General features: G+C 60.0%; 21 protein-coding genes. 13 read left to right on the forward strand and 8 right to left on the reverse strand.

Features of this window, described 5'->3' with window-relative positions; all coding sequences use genetic code 11:
- Window positions 1–8: 8 nt before the first annotated feature.
- A complete protein-coding gene (locus HUW52_RS01200; protein ID WP_175552765.1) occupies window positions 9–986 on the reverse strand; it encodes an NADPH:quinone reductase in 978 nt (325 codons plus the stop codon).
- 150 nt (window positions 987–1136) lie between these two features.
- On the opposite strand from HUW52_RS01200, the gene hemF reads away from it, so the two are divergent.
- Window positions 1137–2051 (forward strand): oxygen-dependent coproporphyrinogen oxidase, encoded by a 915-nt coding sequence (gene hemF, locus HUW52_RS01205; protein WP_175552766.1) that lies wholly within the window; start codon window positions 1137–1139, stop codon window positions 2049–2051.
- Window positions 2052–2060: 9 nt separating this feature from the next.
- Window positions 2061–2882 carry a shikimate dehydrogenase gene (aroE, locus tag HUW52_RS01210; RefSeq protein ID WP_175552767.1) on the forward strand — a complete coding sequence of 274 codons (822 nt, stop codon included), beginning with the start codon at window positions 2061–2063 and terminating at the stop codon, window positions 2880–2882.
- Between the two features lie 90 nt (window positions 2883–2972).
- Here the strand turns inward: aroE and HUW52_RS01215 are convergent, their stop codons facing one another.
- The 3 genes from HUW52_RS01215 to betC all read right to left on the reverse strand — a co-directional run bounded on the left by HUW52_RS01215 (window position 2973) and on the right by betC (window position 7247).
- Complete coding sequence (locus HUW52_RS01215; protein WP_016984098.1) at window positions 2973–4541, reverse strand: SulP family inorganic anion transporter; 1569 nt, start codon at window positions 4539–4541, stop codon at window positions 2973–2975.
- Between the two features lie 254 nt (window positions 4542–4795).
- Window positions 4796–5716, reverse strand: coding sequence for a choline ABC transporter substrate-binding protein (gene choX / locus HUW52_RS01220; RefSeq protein WP_175552768.1), 921 nt, complete (start codon window positions 5714–5716; stop codon window positions 4796–4798).
- A 16-nt stretch (window positions 5717–5732) separates the two neighbouring features.
- Window positions 5733–7247, reverse strand: a complete 1515-nt coding sequence (betC, locus tag HUW52_RS01225) for a choline-sulfatase (protein ID WP_175552769.1) — start codon at window positions 7245–7247, stop codon at window positions 5733–5735.
- A gap of 114 nt (window positions 7248–7361) precedes the next feature.
- Between betC and HUW52_RS01230 the strand changes: the two genes are divergently transcribed.
- Window positions 7362–8312: a LysR family transcriptional regulator gene (locus HUW52_RS01230; protein ID WP_175552770.1), complete on the forward strand. Its 951-nt coding sequence runs from the start codon at window positions 7362–7364 to the stop codon at window positions 8310–8312.
- 4 nt (window positions 8313–8316) lie between these two features.
- Here HUW52_RS01230 and HUW52_RS01235 read toward each other — a convergent pair whose 3' ends face one another.
- A complete protein-coding gene (locus HUW52_RS01235; RefSeq protein ID WP_175552771.1) occupies window positions 8317–8979 on the reverse strand; it encodes an NAD(P)-dependent oxidoreductase in 663 nt (220 codons plus the stop codon).
- An 82-nt stretch (window positions 8980–9061) separates the two neighbouring features.
- On the opposite strand from HUW52_RS01235, the gene HUW52_RS01240 reads away from it, so the two are divergent.
- Entirely contained in the window at window positions 9062–9388 is a 327-nt protein-coding gene (locus tag HUW52_RS01240) for a DOPA 4,5-dioxygenase family protein (protein ID WP_016986424.1), read from the forward strand.
- Here HUW52_RS01240 and HUW52_RS01245 read toward each other — a convergent pair whose 3' ends face one another.
- Window positions 9389–9790 carry a GFA family protein gene (locus HUW52_RS01245; protein ID WP_175552772.1) on the reverse strand — a complete coding sequence of 134 codons (402 nt, stop codon included), beginning with the start codon at window positions 9788–9790 and terminating at the stop codon, window positions 9389–9391.
- A 323-nt stretch (window positions 9791–10113) separates the two neighbouring features.
- Here HUW52_RS01245 and HUW52_RS01250 point away from each other — a divergent pair, with 323 nt between their 5' ends.
- The 9 genes from HUW52_RS01250 (at window position 10114) to HUW52_RS01290 (ending at window position 20708) form a co-directional block, all read left to right on the forward strand.
- Window positions 10114–11421: a CitMHS family transporter gene (locus HUW52_RS01250; RefSeq protein WP_007911819.1), complete on the forward strand. Its 1308-nt coding sequence runs from the start codon at window positions 10114–10116 to the stop codon at window positions 11419–11421.
- Window positions 11422–11506: 85 nt separating this feature from the next.
- The gene (locus HUW52_RS01255; RefSeq protein ID WP_007911817.1) at window positions 11507–12274 is read left to right on the forward strand and encodes a TerC family protein; all 768 of its coding nucleotides are present in this window, start codon (window positions 11507–11509) and stop codon (window positions 12272–12274) included.
- Between the two features lie 432 nt (window positions 12275–12706).
- Window positions 12707–14365 carry a Na/Pi cotransporter family protein gene (locus HUW52_RS01260; protein WP_016986426.1) on the forward strand — a complete coding sequence of 553 codons (1659 nt, stop codon included), beginning with the start codon at window positions 12707–12709 and terminating at the stop codon, window positions 14363–14365.
- A 168-nt stretch (window positions 14366–14533) separates the two neighbouring features.
- Window positions 14534–15925: a pitrilysin family protein gene (locus HUW52_RS01265; RefSeq protein WP_175552773.1), complete on the forward strand. Its 1392-nt coding sequence runs from the start codon at window positions 14534–14536 to the stop codon at window positions 15923–15925.
- Window positions 15926–16116: 191 nt separating this feature from the next.
- The gene (locus HUW52_RS01270; protein WP_016986428.1) at window positions 16117–17145 is read left to right on the forward strand and encodes a DUF5924 family protein; all 1029 of its coding nucleotides are present in this window, start codon (window positions 16117–16119) and stop codon (window positions 17143–17145) included.
- Window positions 17146–17199: 54 nt separating this feature from the next.
- Window positions 17200–18348 (forward strand): ABC transporter permease, encoded by a 1149-nt coding sequence (locus tag HUW52_RS01275; RefSeq protein WP_016986429.1) that lies wholly within the window; start codon window positions 17200–17202, stop codon window positions 18346–18348.
- Entirely contained in the window at window positions 18345–19148 is an 804-nt protein-coding gene (locus tag HUW52_RS01280) for an ABC transporter ATP-binding protein (RefSeq protein WP_007911797.1), read from the forward strand. Before HUW52_RS01275 ends, HUW52_RS01280 begins: the two co-directional genes overlap by 4 nt.
- A gap of 1 nt (window position 19149) precedes the next feature.
- Window positions 19150–20088, forward strand: coding sequence for an MlaD family protein (locus tag HUW52_RS01285; RefSeq protein WP_110718233.1), 939 nt, complete (start codon window positions 19150–19152; stop codon window positions 20086–20088).
- A complete protein-coding gene (locus tag HUW52_RS01290) occupies window positions 20085–20708 on the forward strand; it encodes an ABC-type transport auxiliary lipoprotein family protein (protein WP_175552774.1) in 624 nt (207 codons plus the stop codon). Before HUW52_RS01285 ends, HUW52_RS01290 begins: the two co-directional genes overlap by 4 nt.
- A 118-nt stretch (window positions 20709–20826) precedes the next feature.
- Here HUW52_RS01290 and HUW52_RS01295 read toward each other — a convergent pair whose 3' ends face one another.
- Window positions 20827–22056, reverse strand: coding sequence for a nucleoside recognition domain-containing protein (locus tag HUW52_RS01295; RefSeq protein ID WP_175552775.1), 1230 nt, complete (start codon window positions 22054–22056; stop codon window positions 20827–20829).
- 202 nt (window positions 22057–22258) lie between these two features.
- Window positions 22259–23590: a glutamate/aspartate:proton symporter GltP gene (gltP, locus tag HUW52_RS01300; RefSeq protein ID WP_016986434.1), complete on the reverse strand. Its 1332-nt coding sequence runs from the start codon at window positions 23588–23590 to the stop codon at window positions 22259–22261.
- Between the last annotated feature and the right edge of the window lie 358 nt (window positions 23591–23948).

Below are 23948 nucleotides of genomic sequence, written 5' to 3' on the forward strand. Positions count from 1 at the left end.
GCTACGTATCAGGGCAGCAGAACGGTGGAGCCAGTGGTGCGCCGCGCCGACAGTTCCGTTTGCGCCTTCGCCGCGTCAGCCAGTGGATATCGCTGGCTGATGTCCACCTTCAACTTGCCGCTGATGATCATCTCGAACAGTTCATCAGCCATTCGCTGCAGATTCTCAGCATTGTTGGCATAAGTCGCCAACGTCGGCCGGGTCACGTAGAGCGAACCCTTGGCGGCGAGAATGCCCAGGTTCACCCCGTCCACCGCGCCGGAAGCATTGCCGAAGCTCACGACCAGGCCGCGTGCGGATACGCTGTCGAGCGAGGTCAGCCAAGTGTCCTTGCCGACGCCGTCGTAGACCACCGGGACTTTCTTGCCATCGGTCAATTCGAGCACGCGCTGCGCGACGTTTTCGTGGCTGTAATCGATGGTCGCCCAAGCACCATTGGCCTTGGCCAGCTCGGCTTTGTCTTTGGAACTGACGGTGCCGATCAGCTTCACGCCTAACGCTTTGGCCCATTGGCAGGCCAGTGAACCGACGCCGCCTGCCGCCGCGTGGAACAGAATGGTTTCGCCACCCTTGAGTTCGTAGGTCTGGCGCAGCAGGTATTGCACGGTCAGGCCCTTGAGCATGACCCCGGCAGCCGTTTCGAAACTGATTTCGTCGGGCAGGTGCACCAGATTGTCTTGGGGCAGCACATGCAATTCGCTGTAGGCCCCCAATGGACCACTGCCATAGGCGACGCGATCACCGACCTTGAACCGGGTGACGTCGCTGCCCACGGCATCGACGATGCCCGCACCTTCAGCACCCAGGCCGGACGGCAAGGCGGGCGGTGCATACAGGCCGCTGCGGAAATAGGTATCGATGAAGTTCAGGCCGATCGCCTTGTTGGCCACGCGCACTTGATTGGGGCCGGGCGCGGCGGGTTGGTAGTCAACATATTCGAGCACTTCGGGACCGCCGTGGGCGCGGAACTGGATACGCTTTGCCATCTGCCTGCTCTCCTTGGGTCTTTTGTAAGCCCCCTATCCAACTCCCATGCTTGATCTTCGTCAACTGCGGCGCGTCGTTGCGCGGTGGTATGCTACGCGCCCATTTGCGTCGCCCGTCTGCCGTGGCGGCGCCCGATTCAAGGTGAAGCCATGACGACCCGCACCGACGCCGTAAAGGCCTATCTGCTCGACCTGCAAGACCGCATCTGCGCTGTCCTCGAAACCGAAGACGGCGGCACGCGCTTCGTCGAAGACGCCTGGACCCGGCCCGCCGGCGGTGGCGGTCGTACCCGCGTGATCGAGAACGGCACGCTGATCGAAAAGGGCGGCGTCAACTTTTCCCACGTCTTCGGCAGCGGTTTGCCGCCTTCGGCGAGCGCGCATCGCCCTGAATTGGCCGGTCGCGGTTTTGAAGCCCTCGGCGTGTCGCTGGTGATCCACCCGCACAACCCGCATGTGCCGACGTCCCACGCCAACGTACGGTTTTTCATCGCCGAGAAGGAAGGTGAAGAGCCTGTCTGGTGGTTCGGCGGCGGCTTCGACCTGACCCCGTATTACGGCAACGAAGAAGACTGCATCCACTGGCACCGCGTCGCCGAACAGGCCTGCGCGCCGTTCGGGGCGGATGTCTACCCGCGCTATAAAGCCTGGTGCGACACCTACTTCCACATCAAGCATCGCCACGAACCGCGCGGCATCGGCGGTCTGTTCTTCGATGACCTGAACGAGTGGGACTTCGATACCAGCTTCGCCTTCATGCGCGCCATCGGCGACGCTTACATCGACGCCTACCTGCCGATCGTGCAGCGCCGTAAAAACGATGCCTTCACCGCGCAGCAGCGTGAGTTCCAGGAATTCCGCCGTGGCCGCTACGTCGAGTTCAACCTGGTTTACGACCGTGGCACGCTGTTCGGCCTGCAATCGGGTGGGCGTACCGAGTCGATTCTGATGTCGCTGCCGCCGCAAGTGCGCTGGGGCTACGACTGGAAGGCCGAGCCTGGCAGCGAAGAAGCGCGCCTGACCGACTACTTCCTGCAGGACCGCGACTGGCTGGCCGAGGCCTGAGGATTTCTGATGGATCGTTACGTCGTTTTCGGTAACCCGATCGGCCACAGCAAATCGCCGATGATTCACAAGCTGTTCGCCGAACAGACTGGTCAACTCCTCGACTACAGCACGCTGCTGGCGCCGCTCGATGATTTCAATGGCTGCGCCACGGCGTTTTTCCAGGAAGGTCGCGGCGCCAACGTTACCGTGCCGTTCAAGGAAGACGCCTATCGTCTGGCCAACAGCCTGACCGCCCGGGCGCAACGTGCTGGCGCGGTAAATACCTTGAGCAAACTGGCCGATGACTCGCTGCTTGGCGATAACACCGATGGTGCGGGGCTGGTGCGTGATCTGACGGTGAACGCCGGGTTCAGCCTGACCGGCAAACGCATCCTGCTGCTCGGTGCGGGTGGCGCAGTGCGCGGGGCGCTGGAGCCGTTGCTGGCGGAGAAACCAGCGTCGGTGATCATTGCCAATCGCACGGTGGACAAGGCTGAGTTGCTGGCGGAGTTGTTCTGCGATTTGGGACCGGTGTCGGCCAGTGGTTTCGACTGGTTGCGCGAGCCGGTGGACGTGATCATCAACGCCACGTCGGCGAGCCTGACCGGCGACGTGCCGCCGATTGCACCGAGCCTGATCGAGCCGGGCAAGACCCTGTGCTACGACATGATGTATGGCAAGGAACCGACCGCGTTCTGCCGTTGGGCCAGTGAGCATGGCGCGGCGGTGGCGATGGATGGCTTGGGGATGCTTGCTGAGCAGGCGGCTGAGGCATTTTACCTGTGGCGCGGCGTACGCCCGGACACGGCGCCAGTATTAGCCGAACTGCGCCGCCAGTTGGCCCTTTAAAAGCTTCGCGAGCAAGCTCGCTCCCACAGTGGAATGCGATCAAATGTGGGAGCGAGCTTGCTCGCGAATGGCCGCACCGCCGGTCTTTGATCAATCCTCAAACCGGATCGGACATTTCTCCGGCCCCTCAAGCTTCCTCAACTCCTCCACCACCTGTGGCCGCGCCCGGCGCAAGGTCAGGCTGCGATTCTGGCTCAATAACCGCCGCGCCTCCTGATGGAGCATCTCCACCCCTGAATAGTCGATGAAGTTGATCTGCTGCGCCTCGATCACCACCCGCGCGCCATGCATGCGTTGCAGGCGCACTTGCAGGTAATGGCTGGCGCCGAAAAAGATCGAGCCGCCGACGCGCAAAATATCGTCCTCACCGTCGCGCCAATGCTGCACGCGCGGTTGCGAGGTGCGCTTGAGGTAGAAGAACAGCGAGGCCAGCACACCGGCATAAATCGCTGTCTGCAACTCCAGCAGCAACGTCGCCAGACAAGTCAGGGCCATCACCACGAACTCGGCACGACTGACACGTAGCAAGGCGCGAATCCCGCGATGATCGACCAGGCCCCAGGCAATCAAAAGAATGCTGCCCGCCATCGCCGGAATCGGAATGTGCGAAATCAGCTCCGCGCCAAAAATCGCAAACAACGCCACCCAAATCGCTGAAAACACCCCGGCCAGCGGTGAACATGCGCCCGCCTCGTAACTGAGGCCCGAACGGGTAAACGATCCGGCGGACAACGATCCGGAAAAGAACGCGCCGACAATATTCGATAAACCTTGTGCGCGGACTTCCTGATTGGCATCGAGCAACTGCTGCGAACGCGCCGAAATCGAGCGGGCAATCGACAGGCTGGTGACCAGCCCGAGCATGCCCACCGCGACTGCACTCGGCAGCAGGCGCAAGATCAAATCCAGATCCAGCGGCAACCCACTGAACGGTGGCAACCGCCCGACGAATGCGCTGACCAGATGCACATGGCCGAACATCGCCGGCCACAGCCATACCAATAGACTGGCCAGCACCAGCGTGATCAGCAGCGTCGGCCAGCGTGGCAGCAATTGTTTGAGCAGCAAGCCGACGACCACCGTGGCTACGCCCAGTACCAGCGAAGGTTTATCCACAGCCCGGAGGTGTTGCAGCAGATCCATCAGACTCGCCAGCGCCGTAGCCTTGGCCGGCAGATCCAACCCCAGCAGATTCGGCAATTGCCCGATGGCTATCACCACCGCCGCGCCGAGGGTGAACCCCAGCACCACCGAGTGCGAAACGAAATTCACCAAAGCGCCGAAGCGCAGCAAACCGAGCAGCCACTGGAAAATCCCGGCGAGGAAGGTCAGCAGCAGGATCAGCGTGATGTAGTCCTGTGATGCGGGTACGGCCAAAGGGCTGACGCTGGCGTACAGCACGATCGAAATGGCCGCTGTCGGGCCGCAGATCAGATGCCACGATGAACCCCACAGGCAAGCGATCAATACCGGAATGATTGCGGCGTAGAGGCCATATTCGGGTGGCAGGCCGGCGATCAGTGCGTAGGCAATCGACTGAGGTAACGCGAGAATTGCGCCGCTGAGGCCGACGATCAGGTCCCGTCCGACGCTGGCACGTGTTTGCCGCGGTAGCCAGGTGAGGAAGGGCAAGAGAGAGTGGCGGCTGGGGAAGGCCATGAGTCCTCGCGGTTGGGGTTTTGTTCAAGGTTATCAGGGTGTCAGGGAAAGGGCCCTCACCCTAGCCCTCTCCCGGAGGGAGAGGGGACTGACCGAGGTGTTTGGTGGAGATGCACCGACCTGCAATTTCGGAGTTGAGCGCAAGTTTAGAATCCAACAACGATCGGCTCCCTTTCCCCTCGCCCCCCTGGGGGAGAGGGCTGGGGTGAGGAGGCAAAAATCTCAAGCCAAACCCAATTCCAACCACCCCACAATCAAAGCTTCGCTTTCACCGCCGCCAGCGCATCCTTGCCATCTACGGTCTTCACCCCATCCAGCCACTTATCCAGCACCGCCGGATTCGCCTTGATCCACGCCTTCGCTGCCTCGGCATTGCTGACCTTCTTGTTCACCACCTCAGCCATGATGCTGTTTTCCATCTCCTGCGTGAACGACAGATTGGTCAGCAACTTACCCACATTCGGACACGCCTCGGCATAGCCCTTGCGCGTCAACGTAAAAACACTGCCGGTATCGCCAAAGTACTTCTCGCCGCCTTTCAGATAATGCATTTTCAACTGCACATTCATCGGGTGCGGGGTCCAGCCGAGGAAGGTGACGAATTTCTGTTTCTTCACCGCCCGCGACACTTCCGCCAGCATCGCCTGTTCGCTGGATTCGATCAGCTTCCACTGGCCCATGTCGAAGTCGTTCTTCTTGATGATTTCCTGCAACGAGATGTTGGCCGGCGCGCCGGAGCCGATGCCGTAGATCTTGCGCTCGAACTTGTCCGCGTATTTGTTCAGGTCGGCAAAGTCATGCACACCCGCGTCCCACACATAGTCCGGCACTGCGAGAGTGAACTCGGTGCCGTCGAGATTCTTCGCCAGTTGCGTGACGTCACCGGTGGCGACGAACTTGTCGTAGAAGCCCTGCTGCGCCGGCATCCAGTTGCCGAGGAACACATCCACTTGACCGTCCTTCAAACCGCCAAAGGTGATCGGCACCGCAAGGGTGTCGACCTTGGCCTTGTAGCCCATGCCGTCCAGCAGAAACCCGGTGATGGCGTTGGTCGCGGCGATGTCGCTCCAGCCCGGGTCGGCCATCTTCACCGTGTCGCAACTCTGCTCGGCGAAGGCCGAAGCGCTGCTTACCGCGAGCAGGCCAATCGTCACTACTGTGGATAACTTACGCATGGACTTCCCCTTAACATTATTGGTTTTGGCAGGGTTGTGGATAACGTGCTTTGCGCTCCAGATCATCGAGGTCGATGTGGTTGCGCATGTACTGCTGACTGGCGTCCACCAGTGGCTGGTGATCCCAGCTCTTCAGCTTGCCGATGGTCAGTGCGTCGGCAACAAAACGCCGGCGGCGCTGGCTGGCGAGGACCTCTCGGTGAATCGCCGGAATATCCCATTTGGCTCGCGCTTCAACGAGAAATTCGTCGAAAAGCTGGCGATGCTGCGGCGATTTGCTGAGTTCTTCCAGTTCGCACGGATCGTTACTTACGTCGAACAGTAGGCAAGGGTCGCTTTCACTGTAGATAAATTTGTAGGCGCCGCGACGGATCATCATCAACGGGCTGATGGTGCCTTCGGCCATGTATTCGCCAAATACTTCGTCATGACCGCCCTGCCCTTGCAGGTGCGATACCAGTGAGCGGCCGTCCAGCGGCAAGCTCGGTTCCAGCGTGCCTCCGGCCAGTTCAACAAATGTCGGCAGCAGATCGGCGGTCGAAACGGCAGCGCTGACGCGGCCTGAATCGAACTGCCCCGGCGCACTTATCAACAGGGGCACACGGGCTGCCATTTCGTACCAGTGCATTTTGTACCAGAGGCCTTTCTCGCCAAGCATGTCGCCGTGGTCGCCGGAGAAGACAATGATGGTGTCGTCGATCAGACCGGTTTCTTCCAGCGTTTGCAGGAGTTTGCCGACGTTAGCATCGATATAGCTGCACGCGCCGAAGTACGCCCGGCGTGCATCGCGAATCTTATCCACAGGCAGCGGCTTGTCCCACAGGTCGTAAACCTTGAGCAGACGCTGGGAGTGTGGATCGAGTTCATGTTGAGCCGGGGTTGTAGGCAACGGGATATCGGCATCGTCGTACAAATCCCAGAACGCCCTGGGAATTGTGTACGGGTCGTGTGGGTGAGTCATCGAGACGGTCAGGCAGAACGGCTGATCGCCATCCTCGCGAATGTGATCGAACAGATACTGCTGCGCCTTGAACACCACCTCTTCATCGAAATCGAGTTGGTTGGTACGCACACACGGTCCGGCCTGTAATACCGAAGACATGTTGTGATACCAGCTCGGCCGCACATCCGGCTCATCCCAGTTCACCGCCCAACCGTAATCGGCCGGGTAGATATCGCTGGTCAGGCGTTCTTCGTAGCCGTGCAGCTGATCGGGGCCACAGAAATGCATCTTGCCCGACAACGCGGTGCGGTAGCCGAGACGGCGCAGGTAATGGGCGTAAGTCGGAACATCGGCGGGGAAATCAGCAGCGTTGTCATAAGCGCCGATCTTGCTCGGCAACTGGCCACTGACCAGAGTAAAACGCGATGGCGCGCACAGAGGGCTGTTGCAGTAAGCGGCGTCGAACACCACGCCTTGTTCGGCGAGGCGAGAGAGATTCGGCAGTTTGATCGGCGAAGGGCCGTAGAACGGCAACATTGGCGCGGCCATCTGATCGGCCATGATGAAAAGAATATTCTTGCGCTTCATGTGATCGCGGCATTCCATAGTGAATATTTATGCGACATTGCTGCGATCGAGCATGAAGTCCATGCTGTATCCGGTAAAGCCCGCGCCGGACAATGACTAGGATAAGCACTGCTTATGTATGAAGCCTTGGGTGATCTGTCGCTCGACCTGTTGCGCGCTTTCGAGGCGGCGGCGCGACAGCGCAGTTTTACCGCCGCATCGGTAGAGCTGGGCACTACGCAACCGGCGATCAGTCAGCAGATCAAACGGCTGGAAGAGCAACTCGGTACGCGTCTGTTTGATCGGATCTACCGAGGCATCGAATTGACGGAAATCGGCGCGATCCTGTTCGAGCAAGTTACCCTCGGTTTGCAGAATATCGATGCAGGATTAAGCGCAATCAGCACGCAACAGCAACATGAAGTCCTGCAGGTTGCCACCGATTTTGCCTTCGCTGCGTATTGGTTGATGCCGCGCTTGCACCGCTTTCATGAAGCCAATCCTCACGTTGATGTCAGCCTCGTCACCAGCGAGCGCAACCACAACATGCTGCGTACGGATATCGATGTAGCGATTCTGTTCGGCGATGGGCGTTTCAAGCAGGGCGAGAGTCACTGGTTGTTCAGCGAAGAAGTGTTCCCGGTGTGCAGTCCGCAGTTGCTCAAGGACCGTGCCCTGCCCTTGCCCGCTCAGGCGTTGCTGGAGTTTCCATTGCTGCACCTGCGTGGCGAAAACAGCAGCAACTGGTTTGACTGGAGTGGCCTGTTTCGCCAACTCGGCATCACCACTGCGCCAGCGCCCGGGCAGTTGCGCTTCGATAATTACACGCTGTTGATTCAGGCGGCGATTGGTGGCCAGGGCGTGGCGATCGGTTGGCGGCACCTTGTGGATAACTTGCTGAGACAGGGTTTGTTGTGCCGGCCGATTGCTGAAACGACGCTGTCGCGGCTGGGGTATTACGTGGTGTTGCCGCAGCGCAAACGTCGAGGGGCGTTGATTCAACAATTTGTCGATTGGTTGATGGCGGAGCAGGCGAGCAATGCGCAATCCCTCAATGGGCTCGCACTGCCCTCCATCGCTGTGTAGAGGCCTATTCGCTGGTCGCGACGAAATTCACGTGCTGCCCCACATGCAGATTCAGCCGCAACTCATCAGCAATCCCCACCGCCACCCGATTCAGACGCTCCAACGGTTCGGCCAGACCCGGCTCGAGATTGCCGCCGACCTGACTGAAATGCTCAATCGTCAGCCCGGCCACGCCGTGCGGAGCATTGACCAGCGTCCAGTGCAGCGGGCTGCTTTGCACGGCTTCAAGGATTTCTTCGGCGGCATGACGTTGCAGGCGATCATCGACATCCGGCTCATCAAGTACGGCAAAATCGCCCACCAGAAACAGCCGCGAAACGTTGGCGGCTTGCAGTCCATCGACCAATGCGTCGACGGCCAGCACTTGCTCGACAGGGCCGAGTACGACAGAGCGCTCAACGTGATCGCTGCTGAATGGCAAACCCGGCGCATCCAATAAGCAGATGACCACCGAACTGCCGGCCACACTTTGATTGACCCGCTCGGAATCGAACAGGTCGCCGCTCTTGGTGCGTAGTCCGGGACGCGGCGCGAGCGCGGTGAGATCGTCGAGAATGGCAATGACTTCATGCTGACGACGCAGCAATTCAGCCATCAACGCGCTGCCCAGGCTACTCATGGCACCATAGAGCACCACTTTTACCGCCGGGGTTTCGGCATTTTTCATGGCTGATCCCTTTTCTTATCCCTTGTATGGCGTGTGACATACGGGCGACGCCGAGGGTTCGAACCGATTCAGAGGCTTTTAGATGCAAGCGATCAAGGGTTATCACGCCCATGTCTATTTCGACGCCAGGACCATCGAGCAGGCGCGGGCCTTGTGCGAGCAGGCCGCGCAATTGTTTGCTCTGAAAATGGGCCGCGTCCATGAGCGCCCGGTCGGGCCGCATCCGGACTGGAGCTGCCAATTGGCCTTCGGCCCTGAGTTGATCGGCGAGGTGCTGCCGTGGCTGGCACTCAATCGCAAAGGCCTGGTGGTGTTTCTGCACCCGGACACTGGGGATGATTTGCTCGACCACACCGAACACGCGATATGGATGGGCGCGATGCGACCGCTGAATCTGTCTGTTTTCTGATCAGATCGTTTCTTCGGATTCGCTCGGCAGTTGCTCATCCAGATGCAGCCAGGGTAACTGGCTGTCAGTCCAGATATGCCGCTCAGCCGGCGCCAGTTCGGGCTGGTCAAGGGTAGCGATGGTCACGTCGATGCTCTCGGGCCTGAGCAATGTCACCAGCGCCAGTTGCGCGCCGCAGTTCGGGCAGAAGAACCGAGCGCAACTGGCCGACGAGTCATAACGCGCCGGACTCTGCGCCAGCCATTGAAAATTCGCCGCCGGCACCGTGATCCAGGTCGTGACGATGCCGCCGCTGACTCGGCGACAAATCGAACAATGGCAATGGGCGATATCCTGCAACGCCCCGCTGAACTGGTAACGAATGTGTCCGCAATGGCAGCCGCCACTGTGCATTTCGCTCATGGTCAAAGCCCTCTTTCCTGTGTTCATTGACTTTAGTTCGCATCCGACGACCGGTTGACCGTTCACCCAAAGCTTTCTTCAGCGAAAGGTAGCTGAAAGCTTCCCCGATTAGCATCGCCTCCACTTCCGGCGACAGACCGGTTGGCCAACGCGTGTGATACCTCGCACGAACGGCCCAATTAACAACAACAATGGTGATTCTGATGTCCTCTGTAACCCGCCTCTTCGCTGTCACTCCGCCCGTACGTCTCGTGCTTCCCGTTCTGCGCTGATCCCGCCCGATCCGCTCACTCAACTAGCCGCGCTACGCCTGGAGTATTCCCATGCTGACTTTCCTTGGCTTCGCCATGGTCATCACGTTCATGTTCCTGATCATGACCAAGCGCCTGTCCGCGCTGATCGCTCTGATCATCATCCCGATCGTCTTCGCCCTGTTCGGTGGTTTCGCGCCGAAGATCGGCCCGATGATGCTCGAAGGCATCACCAAGCTGGCGCCGACTGGCGTGATGCTGATGTTCGCCATTCTCTATTTCGCCCTGATGATCGACTCCGGCCTGTTTGACCCGGCCGTGCGCAAGATCCTCAAACTGGTCAAGGGTGATCCGCTGAAGGTTTCGGTCGGCACCGCCGTACTGGCGCTCGTCGTTTCCCTCGATGGTGACGGCGCGACCACTTACATGATCTGCGTGGCCGCCATGCTGCCGCTGTACAGCCGCATCGGCATGAGCCCGCGAATTATGGCCGGCCTGATCATCCTCGCCGGTGGCGTGATGAACATGACCCCGTGGGGCGGCCCGACTGCCCGTGCGGCGAGTGCGTTGCATGTCGACCCGTCGGATATTTTCGTGCCGATGATTCCGGCCATGGCCGCGGGTGTGGTGGCGATCCTGGTCATCGCCTACTTCTACGGTAAACGTGAGCGTGCGCGTCTGGGTGAGCTGCATCTGGTTGGCGATGATATCGATCACAGCGAAATCAGCGTGTCGCAGTTCCCGGATGCCCGCCGTCCAAAACTGATCTGGTTCAACGGCGCCCTGACCTTCGGCCTGATGTGCACCCTGATTGCTGGCCTGCTGCCTTTGCCGGTGCTGTTCATGGTCGCGTTCAGTATTGCCATGATCGTCAACTACCCTTGCCTGCAGATGCAGAAGGATCGCGTCGCGGCTCACGCCGGTAGCGTGCTGGCAGTGGTCGGGCTGATCTTTGCGGCGGGTATCTTCACCGGTATCCTGAGCGGCACCGGCATGGTCGATGCGATGTCGAAGAGCCTGTTGGCGGTGATTCCGGATTTCCTCGGCCCATACCTGGCCGTGATCACGGCGCTGGTGAGCATGCCGTTCACCTTCTTCATGTCCAACGATGCGTTTTACTATGGCGTGTTGCCGGTGTTGGCCGAAGCGGCCAGCCACTATGGGATCACCGCAGTGGAAATGGCCCGTGCCTCGATCGTCGGTCAGCCCGTCCACTTGCTGAGCCCGCTGGTGCCATCGACGTATCTGTTGGTGGCCCTGGCTGGCATCGATTTCGGTGACCACCAGCGTTTCACCCTGAAATGGGCGATCCTGGTTTGTATCTGCATCCTGATTGCTGCACTGCTGTTGGGGACTTTCCCGGTGTTCAGCACTCTATAAGCCCAAGACTCACCGTTTCGGGTCCTGGCTTCGCGGTTTGAAGCCCGGACCTTTTTCGGTTTAACAATTGCTCAAAGGAATACACATGGAATGGCTGACCAACCCCGAAATCTGGGTTGCCTTCTTCACCCTGACCGCCCTGGAAATCGTCCTCGGCATCGATAACATCATCATGATTTCGATCCTGGTCAGCCGCATGCCCAAGCACATGCAGCAGCGCACCCGGATCTTCGGTCTTGGCCTGGCCATGATCACCCGCATCCTGTTGCTGCTGTCGATCACTTGGGTCATGCGCCTTACTGCCGACCTGTTCGAAGTGTTTGGCCAAGGCATTTCCGGCCGTGACCTGATTCTGTTCTTCGGTGGTCTGTTCCTGCTGTGGAAGAGCTCGCAAGAGATGTACCACGCGCTGGAAGGCGAAGACGAAAGCGACGAAACCCCGGGTGGCAAGGGCGGCAACTTCCTCTACACCATCATCCAGATTGCGATCATCGACATCGTCTTCTCGCTGGACTCGGTGATCACCGCAGTGGGCATGGTTTCCCACGTGCCGGTGATGGTCGCGGCGATCGTCGTAGCGGTGCTGGTGATGATGCTGGCGTCGGGCAAGATCAGCGAGTTCATCGACAAGCACCCGTCGTTGAAGATGCTGGCGCTGTCGTTCCTTCTGGTGGTCGGTACGGTACTGATTGCCGAGTCGTTCGATGTGCATGTGCCGAAGGGCTATGTCTACTTCGCCATGGCGTTCTCGCTGGCGGTGGAAGCGATCAACATCAAGCTACGCGGCGCAATGGCCAAGAAGAGACAGCAGCAAGACCCGGTGAAACTGCGCAAGGACATTCCGGGCCAGTAACCCGGTAATCCAGACGCACGCAATATCCCCTGTGGGAGCGAGCTTGCTCGCGAAGGCTTCGTGTCAGTCGACAGAAATGTTGGCTGGCCCACCGCTTTCGCGAGCAAGCTCGCTCCCACATTTGTTTGTGCAACATTCAGTCACTGCGGACCTTGTGGGAGCTGGCTTGCCAGCGATAGCGGAGTGTCAGGCGACATCAATGTTGGTTGTGCCGACGCCATCGCTGGCAAGCCAGCTCCCACAGGAGACGGCGTTGATTTAAAGGGGGTGTATGAAGCGCTTTTCATGACACTTTTGTTTCAATCGACACTTTAGCTGTGCAATGCTGGCGCCCAGACCGTTAGCCAACTACAGCTTAAGTATCAAAAACGTAGAAACCGCGCGGTACCGTCCACTTGCCCCTCTGGGGCGCTGCTACTACAGGGGGTCTGCATGCTCACCCTGCTCAATCTGCTTTCCGCCGTCGCCCTGCTGATCTGGGGCACGCACATCGTCCGAACCGGCATCCTGCGGGTGTACGGCACCAACCTGCGCCATGTGATCGGCCAGAACATGTCCAAGCGCTGGCTGGCCTTTGTCGCTGGTATTGTCGTCACTGCGATGGTGCAGAGCAGCAACGCCACCGCCATGCTCGTGACCTCTTTCGTCGGCCAGGGCCTGATGGCGCTGACTCCGGCACTGGCGACCATGCTCGGCGCCGACGTCGGTACTGCGCTGATGGCGCGGGTGTTGACGTTCGACCTGTCGTGGTTGTCGCCGCTGCTGATTTTCCTTGGGGTGATTTTCTTTCTGTCGCGCAAACAGACGCGCCTTGGGCAGATGGGCCGGGTGGCCATCGGGCTGGGGCTGATCATTTTGGCGCTGCAATTGATCGTTGAGGCCGCCGCGCCGATCACCCATGCGCAAGGGGTGAAGGTGATTTTCGCCTCGCTGACCGGCGATATCCTCCTCGACGCCTTGGTTGGCGCGTTGTTCGCGATGATTTCCTACTCCAGCCTCGCTGCCGTTTTGCTCACTGCAACCCTGGCCGGCGCCAGCGTGATCAGTCTTCCAGTGGCAATCGGTCTGGTGATCGGCGCCAACATCGGCAGCGGCATTCTCGCCTTTATGAGCACCAGCATGCAGAACGCCGCCGGCCGGCAAGTGGCGTTGGGCAGTCTGTTGTACAAACTCATTGGCCTGTTGCTGATCATCCCGGTGCTCGACCCGCTGGTGCACTGGATCGACAGCCTCGATTTCAGCCCGCAGGAAATGGTCATCGGCTTCCACTTGCTCTACAACACCGCGCGCTGCCTGATTCTGCTGCCTAGCGTTGGCCCGATGGCGCGACTCTGCGCGTGGCTGCTGCCGGAACGTCCGGAGGTCAACGGCACCGCCAAACCGCGTCACCTCGACGCGACGGCGCTGGTGACGCCGAGTCTGGCGTTGGCCAACGCCGCCCGGGAAACCCTGCGCATGGGCGATCTGCTCGACAACATGCTCGATGCCACCCTCGATGTACTGCGCGGCAAGCAGACCGCCGTCACCCAGGAAATGCGTCGGCTGACCGATGACGTCGAAGCGCTGTACAGCGCGATCAAGCTGTACCTGGCGCAGATGCCCCGCGAAGACCTCGGCGAGCAGGACAGTCGGCGCTGGGCCGAGATCATCGAGCTGGCGATCAACCTCAAATTGGCCGCCGACCTGATCGAACGCATGCTGCGCAAGATCCAGCAACAGAAGACCTCGCAGCGCCGCTCGTTTTCTGAAGAAGGTCTGGAGGATCTGGCCGGATTGCAGCAGCAACTGATTTCCAACCTGCGTTTGGGCCTTTCGGTATTCCTCAGCGGCGACCGCGAAAGTGCCCGGCAGTTGCTCCGCGAGAAACGCCGCTTTCGCGCGCAGGAACGGCGGTTGGCCCATGCGCATGTCAGCCGTTTGCAACGCAAGATCGTGCAGAGTATCGAGACCAGTTCGCTGCACCTGGAGTTGATTGCCGACATGAAACGCTTGAACTCACTGTTTTGCGGCAGTGCGTATGTGGTGCTGGAAACGGCGGACACCGGAGCGCTGGCGGCGGATGATATTGCCGACATTACGCATTCGCCTTGAACGTCTGGGGCTGGGTTTAGTCAGTTACATTGATTCAGCCTTCAGGCCGCTATCGCGAGCAGGCTCACTCCTGCAGGGGGACGCATTCCAAATGCAGGAGTGAGCCTGCTCGCGATGGGGCCCTGACTGACGACACGGATCTCCAAATCAGCCGTATGGAAGCCTGTTATGCGTTGCCTGTTGTTCGCCTGTCTGTTGCTCGGTTCCCTGCCCTCCTTCGCCCTGGATCGTTTTCAGGTCGAAGGCTATGCGCTGCCCAATGGTTTGCAACTGATGCTCAAGCCCGGCACCGAACGTGGGCACGTGGCGATCCGCTTGGTGGTTGGCGTTGGCCTCGATGATTTCGATTGCGCTGAAAAAGAGCTGCCGCACCTGCTCGAACACCTGCTGTTCAGCGGCATCGATGCCACTGGCGAAGGGGGCCTGGAAGAACGCATGCAAGCACTGGGCGGTGACTGGAATGCCTTCACCAGTAACGCCGACACCACGTTCGTCATCGAGGCCCCGGCGAAAAACCAGCGCAAAGTGCTCGACCTCCTGCTCGCTCTGCTCACACAAACGCGCATCGACGACAACGCCATCAACGCCGCCAAGCGTGTGGTTGAACGTGAAGATGGCGGCCATTACACACGGCTGCAACGCTTTCTCGATCGTCAGGATCTTGGCCACACCGCGAGCAATCAGCTCGCCGTCGAACTGGGCCTGAAATGCCCGCAACGTGCCGAGGTCGGTCACCTGACTCAGGAACAACTGGAGAAGGTGCGCAAGGCCTGGTACGCGCCGAACAACATGACCCTGATTGTCGTTGGCGAACTCGACAAACTGCTGCCGGCCTATCTGGAGCGTACCTGGGGTGCACTCGAAGCCGTTGAGCCGAGCGAACACCGTGCACTGCCAGACATCAGCACCAGCGCCGCCCATGAGCGCTCCCTCACCCGTGGCTTTATCGGCGACAGCGCCAAGCTGCACTGGCTGGTGCCGGAGCCGGTGATCGATGATCAGTACGACCAGACCTTCGACATTCTCAAGGATTACCTCGACTGGGCGCTGTACCGGCAGATTCGCCTCAACCACGGTTTGTCCTACGGGCCATGGGCCGAGCGCGAAGTGTTTGGCGGCGTCGGTTTCATGAGCCTGAATGCCGATCTGGATCGTGATGACGTCGACGAAGCCATTCAGGTGCTGGAAGACCTCAAGGCTGATCTGCTGAAAAACGGCCTCGACCCGGACACCTTCGCGCGGATCAAACAGGCTTCCATCGCCCATCAGGCCTGGGCGGTCCAAGGCAACAGCGCGATGGCGGATTACTACTGGAGCGCCCTCGGCGATTACCAGGACGGCCGTTTTGCCAACCCGGCGCGGGAGCTGCAAGGGGTGACGCTGGAAGCAGCGAACAAGGCCATGCGTGAGTTGCTGTTGCAACCGGGGTATCTGCGGATCGAGAAACCGTTGGTCAGTGATGATCAGGTGTTGTGGTTGAGTGCGGGTGGCTTGGGCCTGGTGTTGCTGATCCTGATCGGCTGGCGTTTGCACCGCCGGCGAAAACCCGCCGAACACTAACCCTGTAGGAGTGAGCCTGCTCGCGATAGCGGTCTACCAGACGAAGAGATAGTGACTGAACGACCGCTATCGCGAGCAGGCTCACTCCTACAGGGGAATGTGTTGGTTTTAAGTGACCGGCAGCCTCGCCACAGCGCCCGACGGGCGCTACTCTGTCGAGGTTTTTTCCCTTCAAGTCGTGAACCGCCCAAATGCCAAAAATACAGCTCCTGATCCAGCGCATTCTCGAACTGATGAAGCGCTATCCCGGGGTCATTGCGCTTGGCGGGTTCATCTCCGGGGTCGGCAGTTTCATCATGGTCGATCGTCAGCAAGGGCTGGCGAGCTGGATCACCGTGATCATGCTGCTCAGCTGGATCTGGCTGATGCTGGAAAACACCCTCACCGGCCTCTTCACCCGCGTGTTCAAACGCGAGATTCCCCAGCCGCTGTTGCGTTACGCGACGCAGATGATTCATCAGGAAAGCCTGTTTTTCGTTCTGCCGTTCTTCTTCATCACCACGACGTGGAACAGTGGCCAGCTGTTTTTCACCGGCCTGCTCAGCGTTGCCGCCCTGATTTCCATCGTCGATCCGCTCTATTACAAATGGCTGGCGCCACGGCGCTGGGCATTTCTTGCGTTGCACACTCTGACCCTGTTCGCCGCCCTGCTCACCGCGTTGCCGGTGATCATGCACCTGACCACCGCGCAGAGCTTCAAATGGGCGCTGGGCATTGCCGTGCTGTTGTCGTTCCCGAGCCTGGCGTCGATCTTCCCGATCCGCACGGTGCGCAATGCCTTGGCGATCCTGTGTATTACCGTTGGTATTGGCGGCGTCGGTTGGGCGCTGCGCTCGTGGGTGCCGCCGGCGACGCTGTGGATGACCGACGTGGCGATCAGCACGCAAATGCAGGACCGCACCCCCGGCGCGAGCCTCGACACGGTCAGCGCCGAGCAGATTCGTGGCGATGGCCTCTACGCCTACACCGCGATCAATGCGCCGCGCGGGCTCGATGAGCGGATTTATCACGTCTGGCAGTTCAATGGCAAAGAGGTCGACCGCATCGCCCTCGACATCCACGGCGGGCGCAAGGAAGGCTACCGCGCGTGGACGCACAAGCAGAACTTCCCCGGCAACCCGGCGGGCAAATGGCAAGTGCGCGTGCTGACCGAAGACGGCCAGGTGATCGGCGTGCTGCGCTTCGAAGTTACAGACAGCACAGCGATCAAAGAAAAGTAACCCGGTTCGTGCTATTACGTTAGTTCGCATAAAGGCCGAACAAGCACGGAGCTTATGACCAGCAGCTCGATCAGCGGTAATGCCCAACTGGACACGTCGATAACCCCTGCCCGCCTGCGGGTCACGGGGGACTGGACGCTTGCCCATTACGCCGAGCTCAAGCAACTGAGCGAAAAGCTCCACGGCCAGTACGATGGCAACACCCCGATCGATCTCAACAGCCTCGGCGCCCTCGACACCGCTGGCGCTTCGTTGCTGGTCGAACTGCTCGGTTCCGAGCGCCTCGGCAAATCCGCCGAACACCCTGACTGCACCCTGACCTCCGCCGACCGCGCGCTGCTGCAAACCGTGTACTGCTCGATGACCGACTTCTGCGTGCCGATCAAGGAGCCGGAAATCAGCGTCAGCGTGCAGTTGCTGACGCGTATTGGTCGCGCCGTCGACACCGTCTGGCAAGACACCTTGCAACTGCTCGGCTTCGTCGGCCTGATCATGGAAACCATCGCTCGCAGCCTGTTCCGGCCCAAGCGCTGGCGCATCACTCCAATGATCGCGCACATCGAACAGACCGGCCTCGACGCTGCACCCATCGTGGCGCTGCTGACCTTTCTGGTCGGCGCAGTGGTGGCATTTCTCGGGGCGACGGTGCTGGCCAGTTTCGGCGCGACGATTTTTACTGTGGACCTGGTGGGCTTCTCGTTCCTGCGCGAATTTGGTGTGCTGCTCACGGCGATCCTCATGGCCGGGCGCACCGCCAGTGCCTTCACCGCGCAAATCGGCTCGATGAAGGCCAACGAAGAAATCGACGCGATCCGCACCCTCGGCCTCGACCCGATGGAGCTGTTGGTGGTGCCGCGCGTGCTGGCAATGCTGGTGGCGCTGCCGATGCTGACGTTTCTGGCGATGCTCTGCGGAATCATCGGTGGCGGCGTGGTCTGCGCGGTGTCGCTGGATATCTCGCCGGCGATGTTCCTGACGTTGTTGCAGTCGGACATCGGCGTTCAGCACTTTCTGGTCGGCTTGGTGAAGGCGCCAATCTTCGCCTTCATCATCGCCGCGATTGGTTGCCTGGAAGGCTTCAAGGTCAGCGGTAGCGCTGAGTCGGTCGGCGCCCACACGACGTCCGCCGTGGTGCAGTCGATTTTTGTGGTGATCGTGCTCGACGCGGTGGCCGCGCTGTTCTTCATGGAGATGGGCTGGTGAGTCGTCTACCCCGCGCGCCCTCGGAGGCGGTGATCGAAGTCCGTGGCCTGTGCAATCGTTTCGGCAGCCAGAGCGTGCACGAGAACCTCGATCTGGATTTGTACAAAGGCGAAATCCTCGCCGTGGTCGGCGGCTCCGGCAGTGGCAAATCAGTGCTGTTGCGCAGCATTGTCGGGTTGCGCCGGCCCAGCGAAGGCATGGTCAAAGTGTTCGGCAAGAACCTGCCGAGCCTCTCCGAGCATGAACGTTCGCTGGTCGAGCGACGTTTTGGTGTGTTGTTTCAGAAAGGTGCGCTGTTCTCCTCGCTGACCGTCACCGAGAACGTCGCCCTGCCCCTTATCGAACACGCCGGCCTCAGCCGCAACGACGCCGAGCACTTGGCGGCGGTGAAGCTGGCGCTGGCCGGGTTGCCGCTGTCGGCGGCGGATAAATACCCGGCGTCGCTGTCCGGCGGCATGATCAAGCGCGCCGCTCTGGCCCGTGCTTTGGCGCTGGATCCGGACATTCTGTTTCTCGATGAACCCACCGCCGGGCTCGATCCGATTGGCGCGGCGCAGTTCGATCAATTGATCCTGACCCTGCGCGATGCACTCGGCCTCAGCGTGTTTCTGGTGACCCACGATCTCGACACGCTCTACACCATCACCGACCGTGTGGCGGTGCTCGCGCAGAAAAAAGTCCTGGTCGCAGGACCCATCGACGTCGTTTCCGAAACCGACGACGCGTGGATTCACGAATACTTCCACGGCCCGCGCGGCCGCTCGGCGCTGGACGCCGCCAAATTGCTCAACGAGGTCTGACATGGAAACCCGAGCGCATCATGTGTTGATCGGCCTGTTCACCGTGATTGTGGTGGCAGGTGCCCTGCTCTTCGGTCTGTTCCTGGCAAAGTCCAGCGTCGATACCGAGTTCAAGGATTACGAAATTGTCTTCAGCGAGGCAGTCAGCGGCCTGTCCAAGGGCAGCCCGGTGCAGTACAGCGGGATCAAGGTTGGCGATGTGATCAACCTGCGCCTTGATCCAAAGGATCCACGGCGGGTGCTGGCGCGGATTCGTCTGGCCGGGGACACGCCAGTCAAGGAAGACACCCAGGCCAAACTGGCGCTGGCCGGGATCACCGGTACGTCGATTATCCAGCTCAGCGGCGGCACGCCCGAGAGCCCGAAACTGCGTGGGCGTGACGGTAATCTGCCGACCATTGTCGCCTCGCCCTCGCCTATTTCGCGCTTGCTCAATGACTCCAACGACTTGATGACCGGCATCACCGCGCTGCTGCAGAACGCCAATCAGATGTTCTCTGCCGAGAACGTCGAGCGCGTGAGCAAAACCCTCGCCCATCTGGAGCAGACCACCGGCACCATCAACGATCAGCGCGGTGACATCAAACAGGCCATGCAGCAACTGGCGACGGTCGGCAAACAGGCCGGCAGCATGCTCGAACAGACCTCGCTGCTGATGCGCAACGCCAACGGCTTGATCAACGATCAGGGCAAGCAGGCGCTGGGCAGTGCCGAGCAAGCGATGAAGTCGCTGGAACAAAGCACGACCACCATCAGCACGTTGCTGAGCAAAAACGAAAACTCCCTCGACAACGGCATGCAGGGCCTCAATGGCCTGGCCCCGGCGATCCGCGAACTGCGCGAGACGCTGACCTCGCTGCGCGCCATCTCGCAACGCCTTGAGGCCAACCCCAGCGGCTACCTGCTGGGCCGTGACAAGAACAAGGAATTCACGCCATGAAGCTGACTCGACTTGCCCTCCTCGCCGGCTTCACGCTGATCAGCGCCTGTTCGATTCTGCCGCAGCCCGAGCCGTCGGATGTCTATCGCCTGCCGGCCGCACAGGCGCCCGCCTCGGCCAGTTCAGTGGCGACGCAGCATTGGTCGTTGCGGCTGAACAAGTTGCAGGCCAGTGAGGCGTTGAACCGGCCGACGATTGCGGTCATTCCGCAGGGTGATGTGATCAGCAGCTACAAGGGCTCGCGCTGGAGCGATCCGGCGCCGGTGCTGGTGCGTAATCGTCTGCTGGATGGGTTTGCGCGTGATGGTCGGGTGACGTTGCTCAGTACCGATGACAGCAACTTTGCTGCGGATCTGGAATTGGGCGGGAATTTGCAGGCGTTTCAGACTGAATATCAGGGCACGCAGGCCAGCGTCGTGGTGCGGGTTGATGCGTTGCTGGTGCGTGGCTATGACCAGCGCATTCTCGCCAGTCGCCGCTTTGAAGAGCGCCAGCCGTTGGGCGATGTGCAGGTGCCAGCGGTGGTTGCGGGATTTGGTCAGGCCAGTGATCGCCTGACCGCGAAGGTCGTTGCGTGGGCCGTGGACCAAGGCCAGAAACTCGCCCCCCAAAGGCGCTGATTCACCACAATCCATGTAGGAGTGAGCCTGCTCGCGATAGCGGTCTATAAGCCACCATCATTGGTGACTGTCCGCCAGCTATCGCGAGCAGGCTCACTCCTACAGTTTGGATTTGTGTTTAGCCGAAGAACCAGTAGCAGACGGCAATGGCGCCAACCACGCCAGCAAACTCCGCCAGCAACGCACACCCCACCGCATGCCGCGCGCGCTGAATCCCCACCGCGCCGAAATACACCGCCAGTACGTAGAACGTCGTTTCAGTACTACCCTGCACCGTCGCCGCGACCAGCGCCGGGAAACTGTCGACGCCCGAGGTCTGCATCGTCTCGATCAACATCGCCCGCGCCGCGCTGCCAGAGAACGGTTTGACCATCGCCGTCGGCAATGCATCGACAAACCGCGTGTCCCAACCGGCCCACTCGACCAGATGGCGAATCCCGTCCAGTCCAAAGTCCAGCGCCCCGGACGCACGCAGTACGCCCACCGCGCAGAGCATCGCCACCAGATACGGCAGCAGATTTTTCGCGACGTCGAAGCCTTCTTTGGCGCCTTCAACGAACGCCTCGTAAACCTTCACTTTCCTTAACGCGCCGATCAGCAAGAACAGCATGATCAACCCGAACAGCGTGAGATTGCCGAGGATCGACGACAATCCCGCCAAAGCCGTCGCTGAAAGCGTGCCGAGCAGCGCCATAAAGCCACCGAGAATCAGCGCGCCGGGAATCAGATAAGCCAACACCACCGGATCCCAGATCCGCAGCCGCTGCATGAACGCCACCGAGAGGAAGCCGACGATCGTCGAGCAACTGGTCGCCAGCAGGATCGGCAGGAACACCAGCGTCGGATCCGGCGCGCCTTGCTGGGCGCGGTACATGAAGATCGTCACCGGCAGCAGGGTCAGGGAGGAGGCGTTGAGCACCAGGAAGAGGATTTGCGCGTTACTGGCGATGGTGGCACTGGGATTGAGCTCTTGCAGCGCCTTCATGGCTTTCAGGCCGATGGGCGTCGCAGCATTGTCCAGACCGAGGCCGTTGGCGGCGAAGTTCAAAGTGATCAGGCCAAGGGCAGGGTGGCCGGGTGGGACTTCCGGCATCAGCCGCAGGAACAGCGGGCCGAGCACCTTGGCCAGCCACTCGACGATCCCGGCCTTCTCGGCAATGCGCAGAAAGCCCAGCCACAGGGTGAGGGTGCCAAACAGCAGCACCATGACTTCGACCGAAAGCTTGGCCATGGCGAAAATGCTTTCCACCATCGCCGCGAAGATCCCGGCGTTGCCGCCGATCAGCCACTGCGCCAGCGCCGACACGGCTGCCACGATGAAGAAGCCAAGCCACAGGCCATTAAGCATCAGTCAAATCCCCCGAAGAATGCGGCGAATGATAGCGGGGTCGCCAGAAACGACAAACCCCGGATTTCTCCGGGGTTCGTTGGTAAGCCTTGCATCAATTACTGTGGGAGCGAGCTTGCTCGCGAAGGCGGTGTGTCAATCAACATAATTGTTGAATGTACCGGCCTCTTCGCGAGCAAGCTCGCTCCCACAGGGTTTTGCATTACGGCTTGGAGATTTCGCCAGCCGGCAGTTTTTCCTTGCTGCGCCAGTGCGGCAGGGAGTTCCAGTAGCGCTGGCCCTTGGCGTCGTCGTACATGCCTTCCCAGCGTGCGATAACCAAAACGGCCAGGGCGTTACCAATCACGTTCAGAGCGGTACGCGCCATGTCCATGATGCGGTCGACACCGGCGATGAACGCCAGGCCTTCCAGCGGAATACCCACGCTGCCCAGAGTGGCCAGCAGCACCACGAAGGACACACCCGGTACACCGGCGATGCCTTTGGAGGTGACCATCAGGGTCAGGACCAGCAGCAATTGCTGGCTGATCGACAGGTCGATGCCATACAGCTGAGCAATGAAGATCGCGGCGATCGACTGGTACAGGGTCGAACCGTCGAGGTTGAACGAGTAACCGGTCGGTACCACGAAGCTGCAGATGGCTTTCGGTGCGCCGTAGGCTTCCATCTTCTCGATCACGCGCGGCAGCACGGTTTCCGAAGAAGCGGTGGAGTAGGCCAGCACCAGCTCATCCTTGAAGATGCGCATCAGCTTGATCACCGAGAAACCGAACAGCTTGGCGATCAGGCCCAGTACCACGAAGGCGAAGAAGGCGATGGCGACGTAAACCAGGATCACCAGTTTCGCCAGCGGCAGCAGCGAGGCGAAGCCGAAGTTGGCGACGGTCACCGCGATCAGGGCGAATACGCCGATCGGCGCATAGTTCATGATCATGTGGGTGACTTTGAACATGCTTTCCGAGACGCCCTGGAACATCTTCACCAGCGGCTCGCGCAAGTCTGACTGCAGGCTCGACAGGCCGAGACCGAACAGCACGGAGAAGAAGATGATCGGCAGCATTTCGCCGCGGGCCATGGCCGCGAAGATATTCGACGGGATCAGGTTGAGGATGGTCTCGATGAACGCGTGTTCATGCTGTACTTCGGCGGCAGTCGCCTGGTACTTGGAAATGTCCACCGTACCCAAGGTGCTCATGTCGATGCCGGTACCTGGATGGAACAGGTTGGCCAATACCAGACCGACGACGATGGCGATGGTGGTGACGATTTCGAAATAGATGATCGTCTTCAGGCCGATACGCCCCAGCTTCTTGGCGTCGCCCACGCCGGCAATGCCGACAATCAGGGAAGAGATGACAATCGGTATCACGATCATCTTGATCAGACGGATAAAGATATCGCCTGCCGGTTGCAAGACGTTGCTGATCCACCAGGCTTTTTCGGCACTGAAATGGTTGAGCAACGCACCAATTGCAATACCCAAAACCAGACCGATGAGGATCTGCCAGGCGAGGCTAATTTTTGCCTTCTTCATTATCTTTACCCTTACTTGCGTTTGACTCAGGCACATGCAGGAACTGGAACGCTCTTTAGCGGAAAAGTCTGTGCATCTGCCTCCGTATAAGGTGCCCCGAAGCGCGTATTTGCAGCTCTTCGGCAGGCGAAAAAAGGCGCAACTATTCCGATGCAAGGTTGCGCCGTCTAATGCCGTAAACGCCTACCCTATGCCGAATCGGCATGAGTTTTTTTTAATGAAACTGGCGTCCCAACCGGTTCGATTGTGACATTTCGGCCGGCATAAGTGCCGTGAACCGGACATCACAGCGCAGATTGGTTGTTTTTTGAGCAAGAAAAATCGACTAAAAACTTAGGAAAAAGCCTACGTTGGAAGA

The organism is Pseudomonas sp. 43A (assembly GCF_013363935.1).
Classification (GTDB): Bacteria; Pseudomonadota; Gammaproteobacteria; order Pseudomonadales; family Pseudomonadaceae; genus Aquipseudomonas; species Aquipseudomonas crudilactis.

What these genes read in the sequence shown, in the direction of transcription:
- HUW52_RS01275 (WP_016986429.1), top strand. Translation starts at nt 17,200, where the DNA reads ATGACCAGCAGCTCGATCAGCGGTAATGCCCAACTGGACACGTCGATA.
- HUW52_RS01230 (WP_175552770.1), top strand. Translation starts at nt 7,362, where the DNA reads ATGTATGAAGCCTTGGGTGATCTGTCGCTCGACCTGTTGCGCGCTTTC.
- HUW52_RS01255 (WP_007911817.1), top strand. Translation starts at nt 11,507, where the DNA reads ATGGAATGGCTGACCAACCCCGAAATCTGGGTTGCCTTCTTCACCCTG.
- hemF (WP_175552766.1), top strand. Translation starts at nt 1,137, where the DNA reads ATGACGACCCGCACCGACGCCGTAAAGGCCTATCTGCTCGACCTGCAA.
- HUW52_RS01295 (WP_175552775.1), bottom strand. Translation starts at nt 22,056, where the DNA reads ATGCTTAATGGCCTGTGGCTTGGCTTCTTCATCGTGGCAGCCGTGTCG.
- HUW52_RS01285 (WP_110718233.1), top strand. Translation starts at nt 19,150, where the DNA reads ATGGAAACCCGAGCGCATCATGTGTTGATCGGCCTGTTCACCGTGATT.
- HUW52_RS01265 (WP_175552773.1), top strand. Translation starts at nt 14,534, where the DNA reads ATGCGTTGCCTGTTGTTCGCCTGTCTGTTGCTCGGTTCCCTGCCCTCC.
- HUW52_RS01240 (WP_016986424.1), top strand. Translation starts at nt 9,062, where the DNA reads ATGCAAGCGATCAAGGGTTATCACGCCCATGTCTATTTCGACGCCAGG.
- HUW52_RS01245 (WP_175552772.1), bottom strand. Translation starts at nt 9,790, where the DNA reads ATGAGCGAAATGCACAGTGGCGGCTGCCATTGCGGACACATTCGTTAC.
- HUW52_RS01235 (WP_175552771.1), bottom strand. Translation starts at nt 8,979, where the DNA reads ATGAAAAATGCCGAAACCCCGGCGGTAAAAGTGGTGCTCTATGGTGCC.
- aroE (WP_175552767.1), top strand. Translation starts at nt 2,061, where the DNA reads ATGGATCGTTACGTCGTTTTCGGTAACCCGATCGGCCACAGCAAATCG.
- betC (WP_175552769.1), bottom strand. Translation starts at nt 7,247, where the DNA reads ATGAAGCGCAAGAATATTCTTTTCATCATGGCCGATCAGATGGCCGCG.
- gltP (WP_016986434.1), bottom strand. Translation starts at nt 23,590, where the DNA reads ATGAAGAAGGCAAAAATTAGCCTCGCCTGGCAGATCCTCATCGGTCTG.
- HUW52_RS01250 (WP_007911819.1), top strand. Translation starts at nt 10,114, where the DNA reads ATGCTGACTTTCCTTGGCTTCGCCATGGTCATCACGTTCATGTTCCTG.
- HUW52_RS01270 (WP_016986428.1), top strand. Translation starts at nt 16,117, where the DNA reads ATGCCAAAAATACAGCTCCTGATCCAGCGCATTCTCGAACTGATGAAG.
- HUW52_RS01200 (WP_175552765.1), bottom strand. Translation starts at nt 986, where the DNA reads ATGGCAAAGCGTATCCAGTTCCGCGCCCACGGCGGTCCCGAAGTGCTC.
- choX (WP_175552768.1), bottom strand. Translation starts at nt 5,716, where the DNA reads ATGCGTAAGTTATCCACAGTAGTGACGATTGGCCTGCTCGCGGTAAGC.
- HUW52_RS01260 (WP_016986426.1), top strand. Translation starts at nt 12,707, where the DNA reads ATGCTCACCCTGCTCAATCTGCTTTCCGCCGTCGCCCTGCTGATCTGG.
- HUW52_RS01290 (WP_175552774.1), top strand. Translation starts at nt 20,085, where the DNA reads ATGAAGCTGACTCGACTTGCCCTCCTCGCCGGCTTCACGCTGATCAGC.
- HUW52_RS01215 (WP_016984098.1), bottom strand. Translation starts at nt 4,541, where the DNA reads ATGGCCTTCCCCAGCCGCCACTCTCTCTTGCCCTTCCTCACCTGGCTA.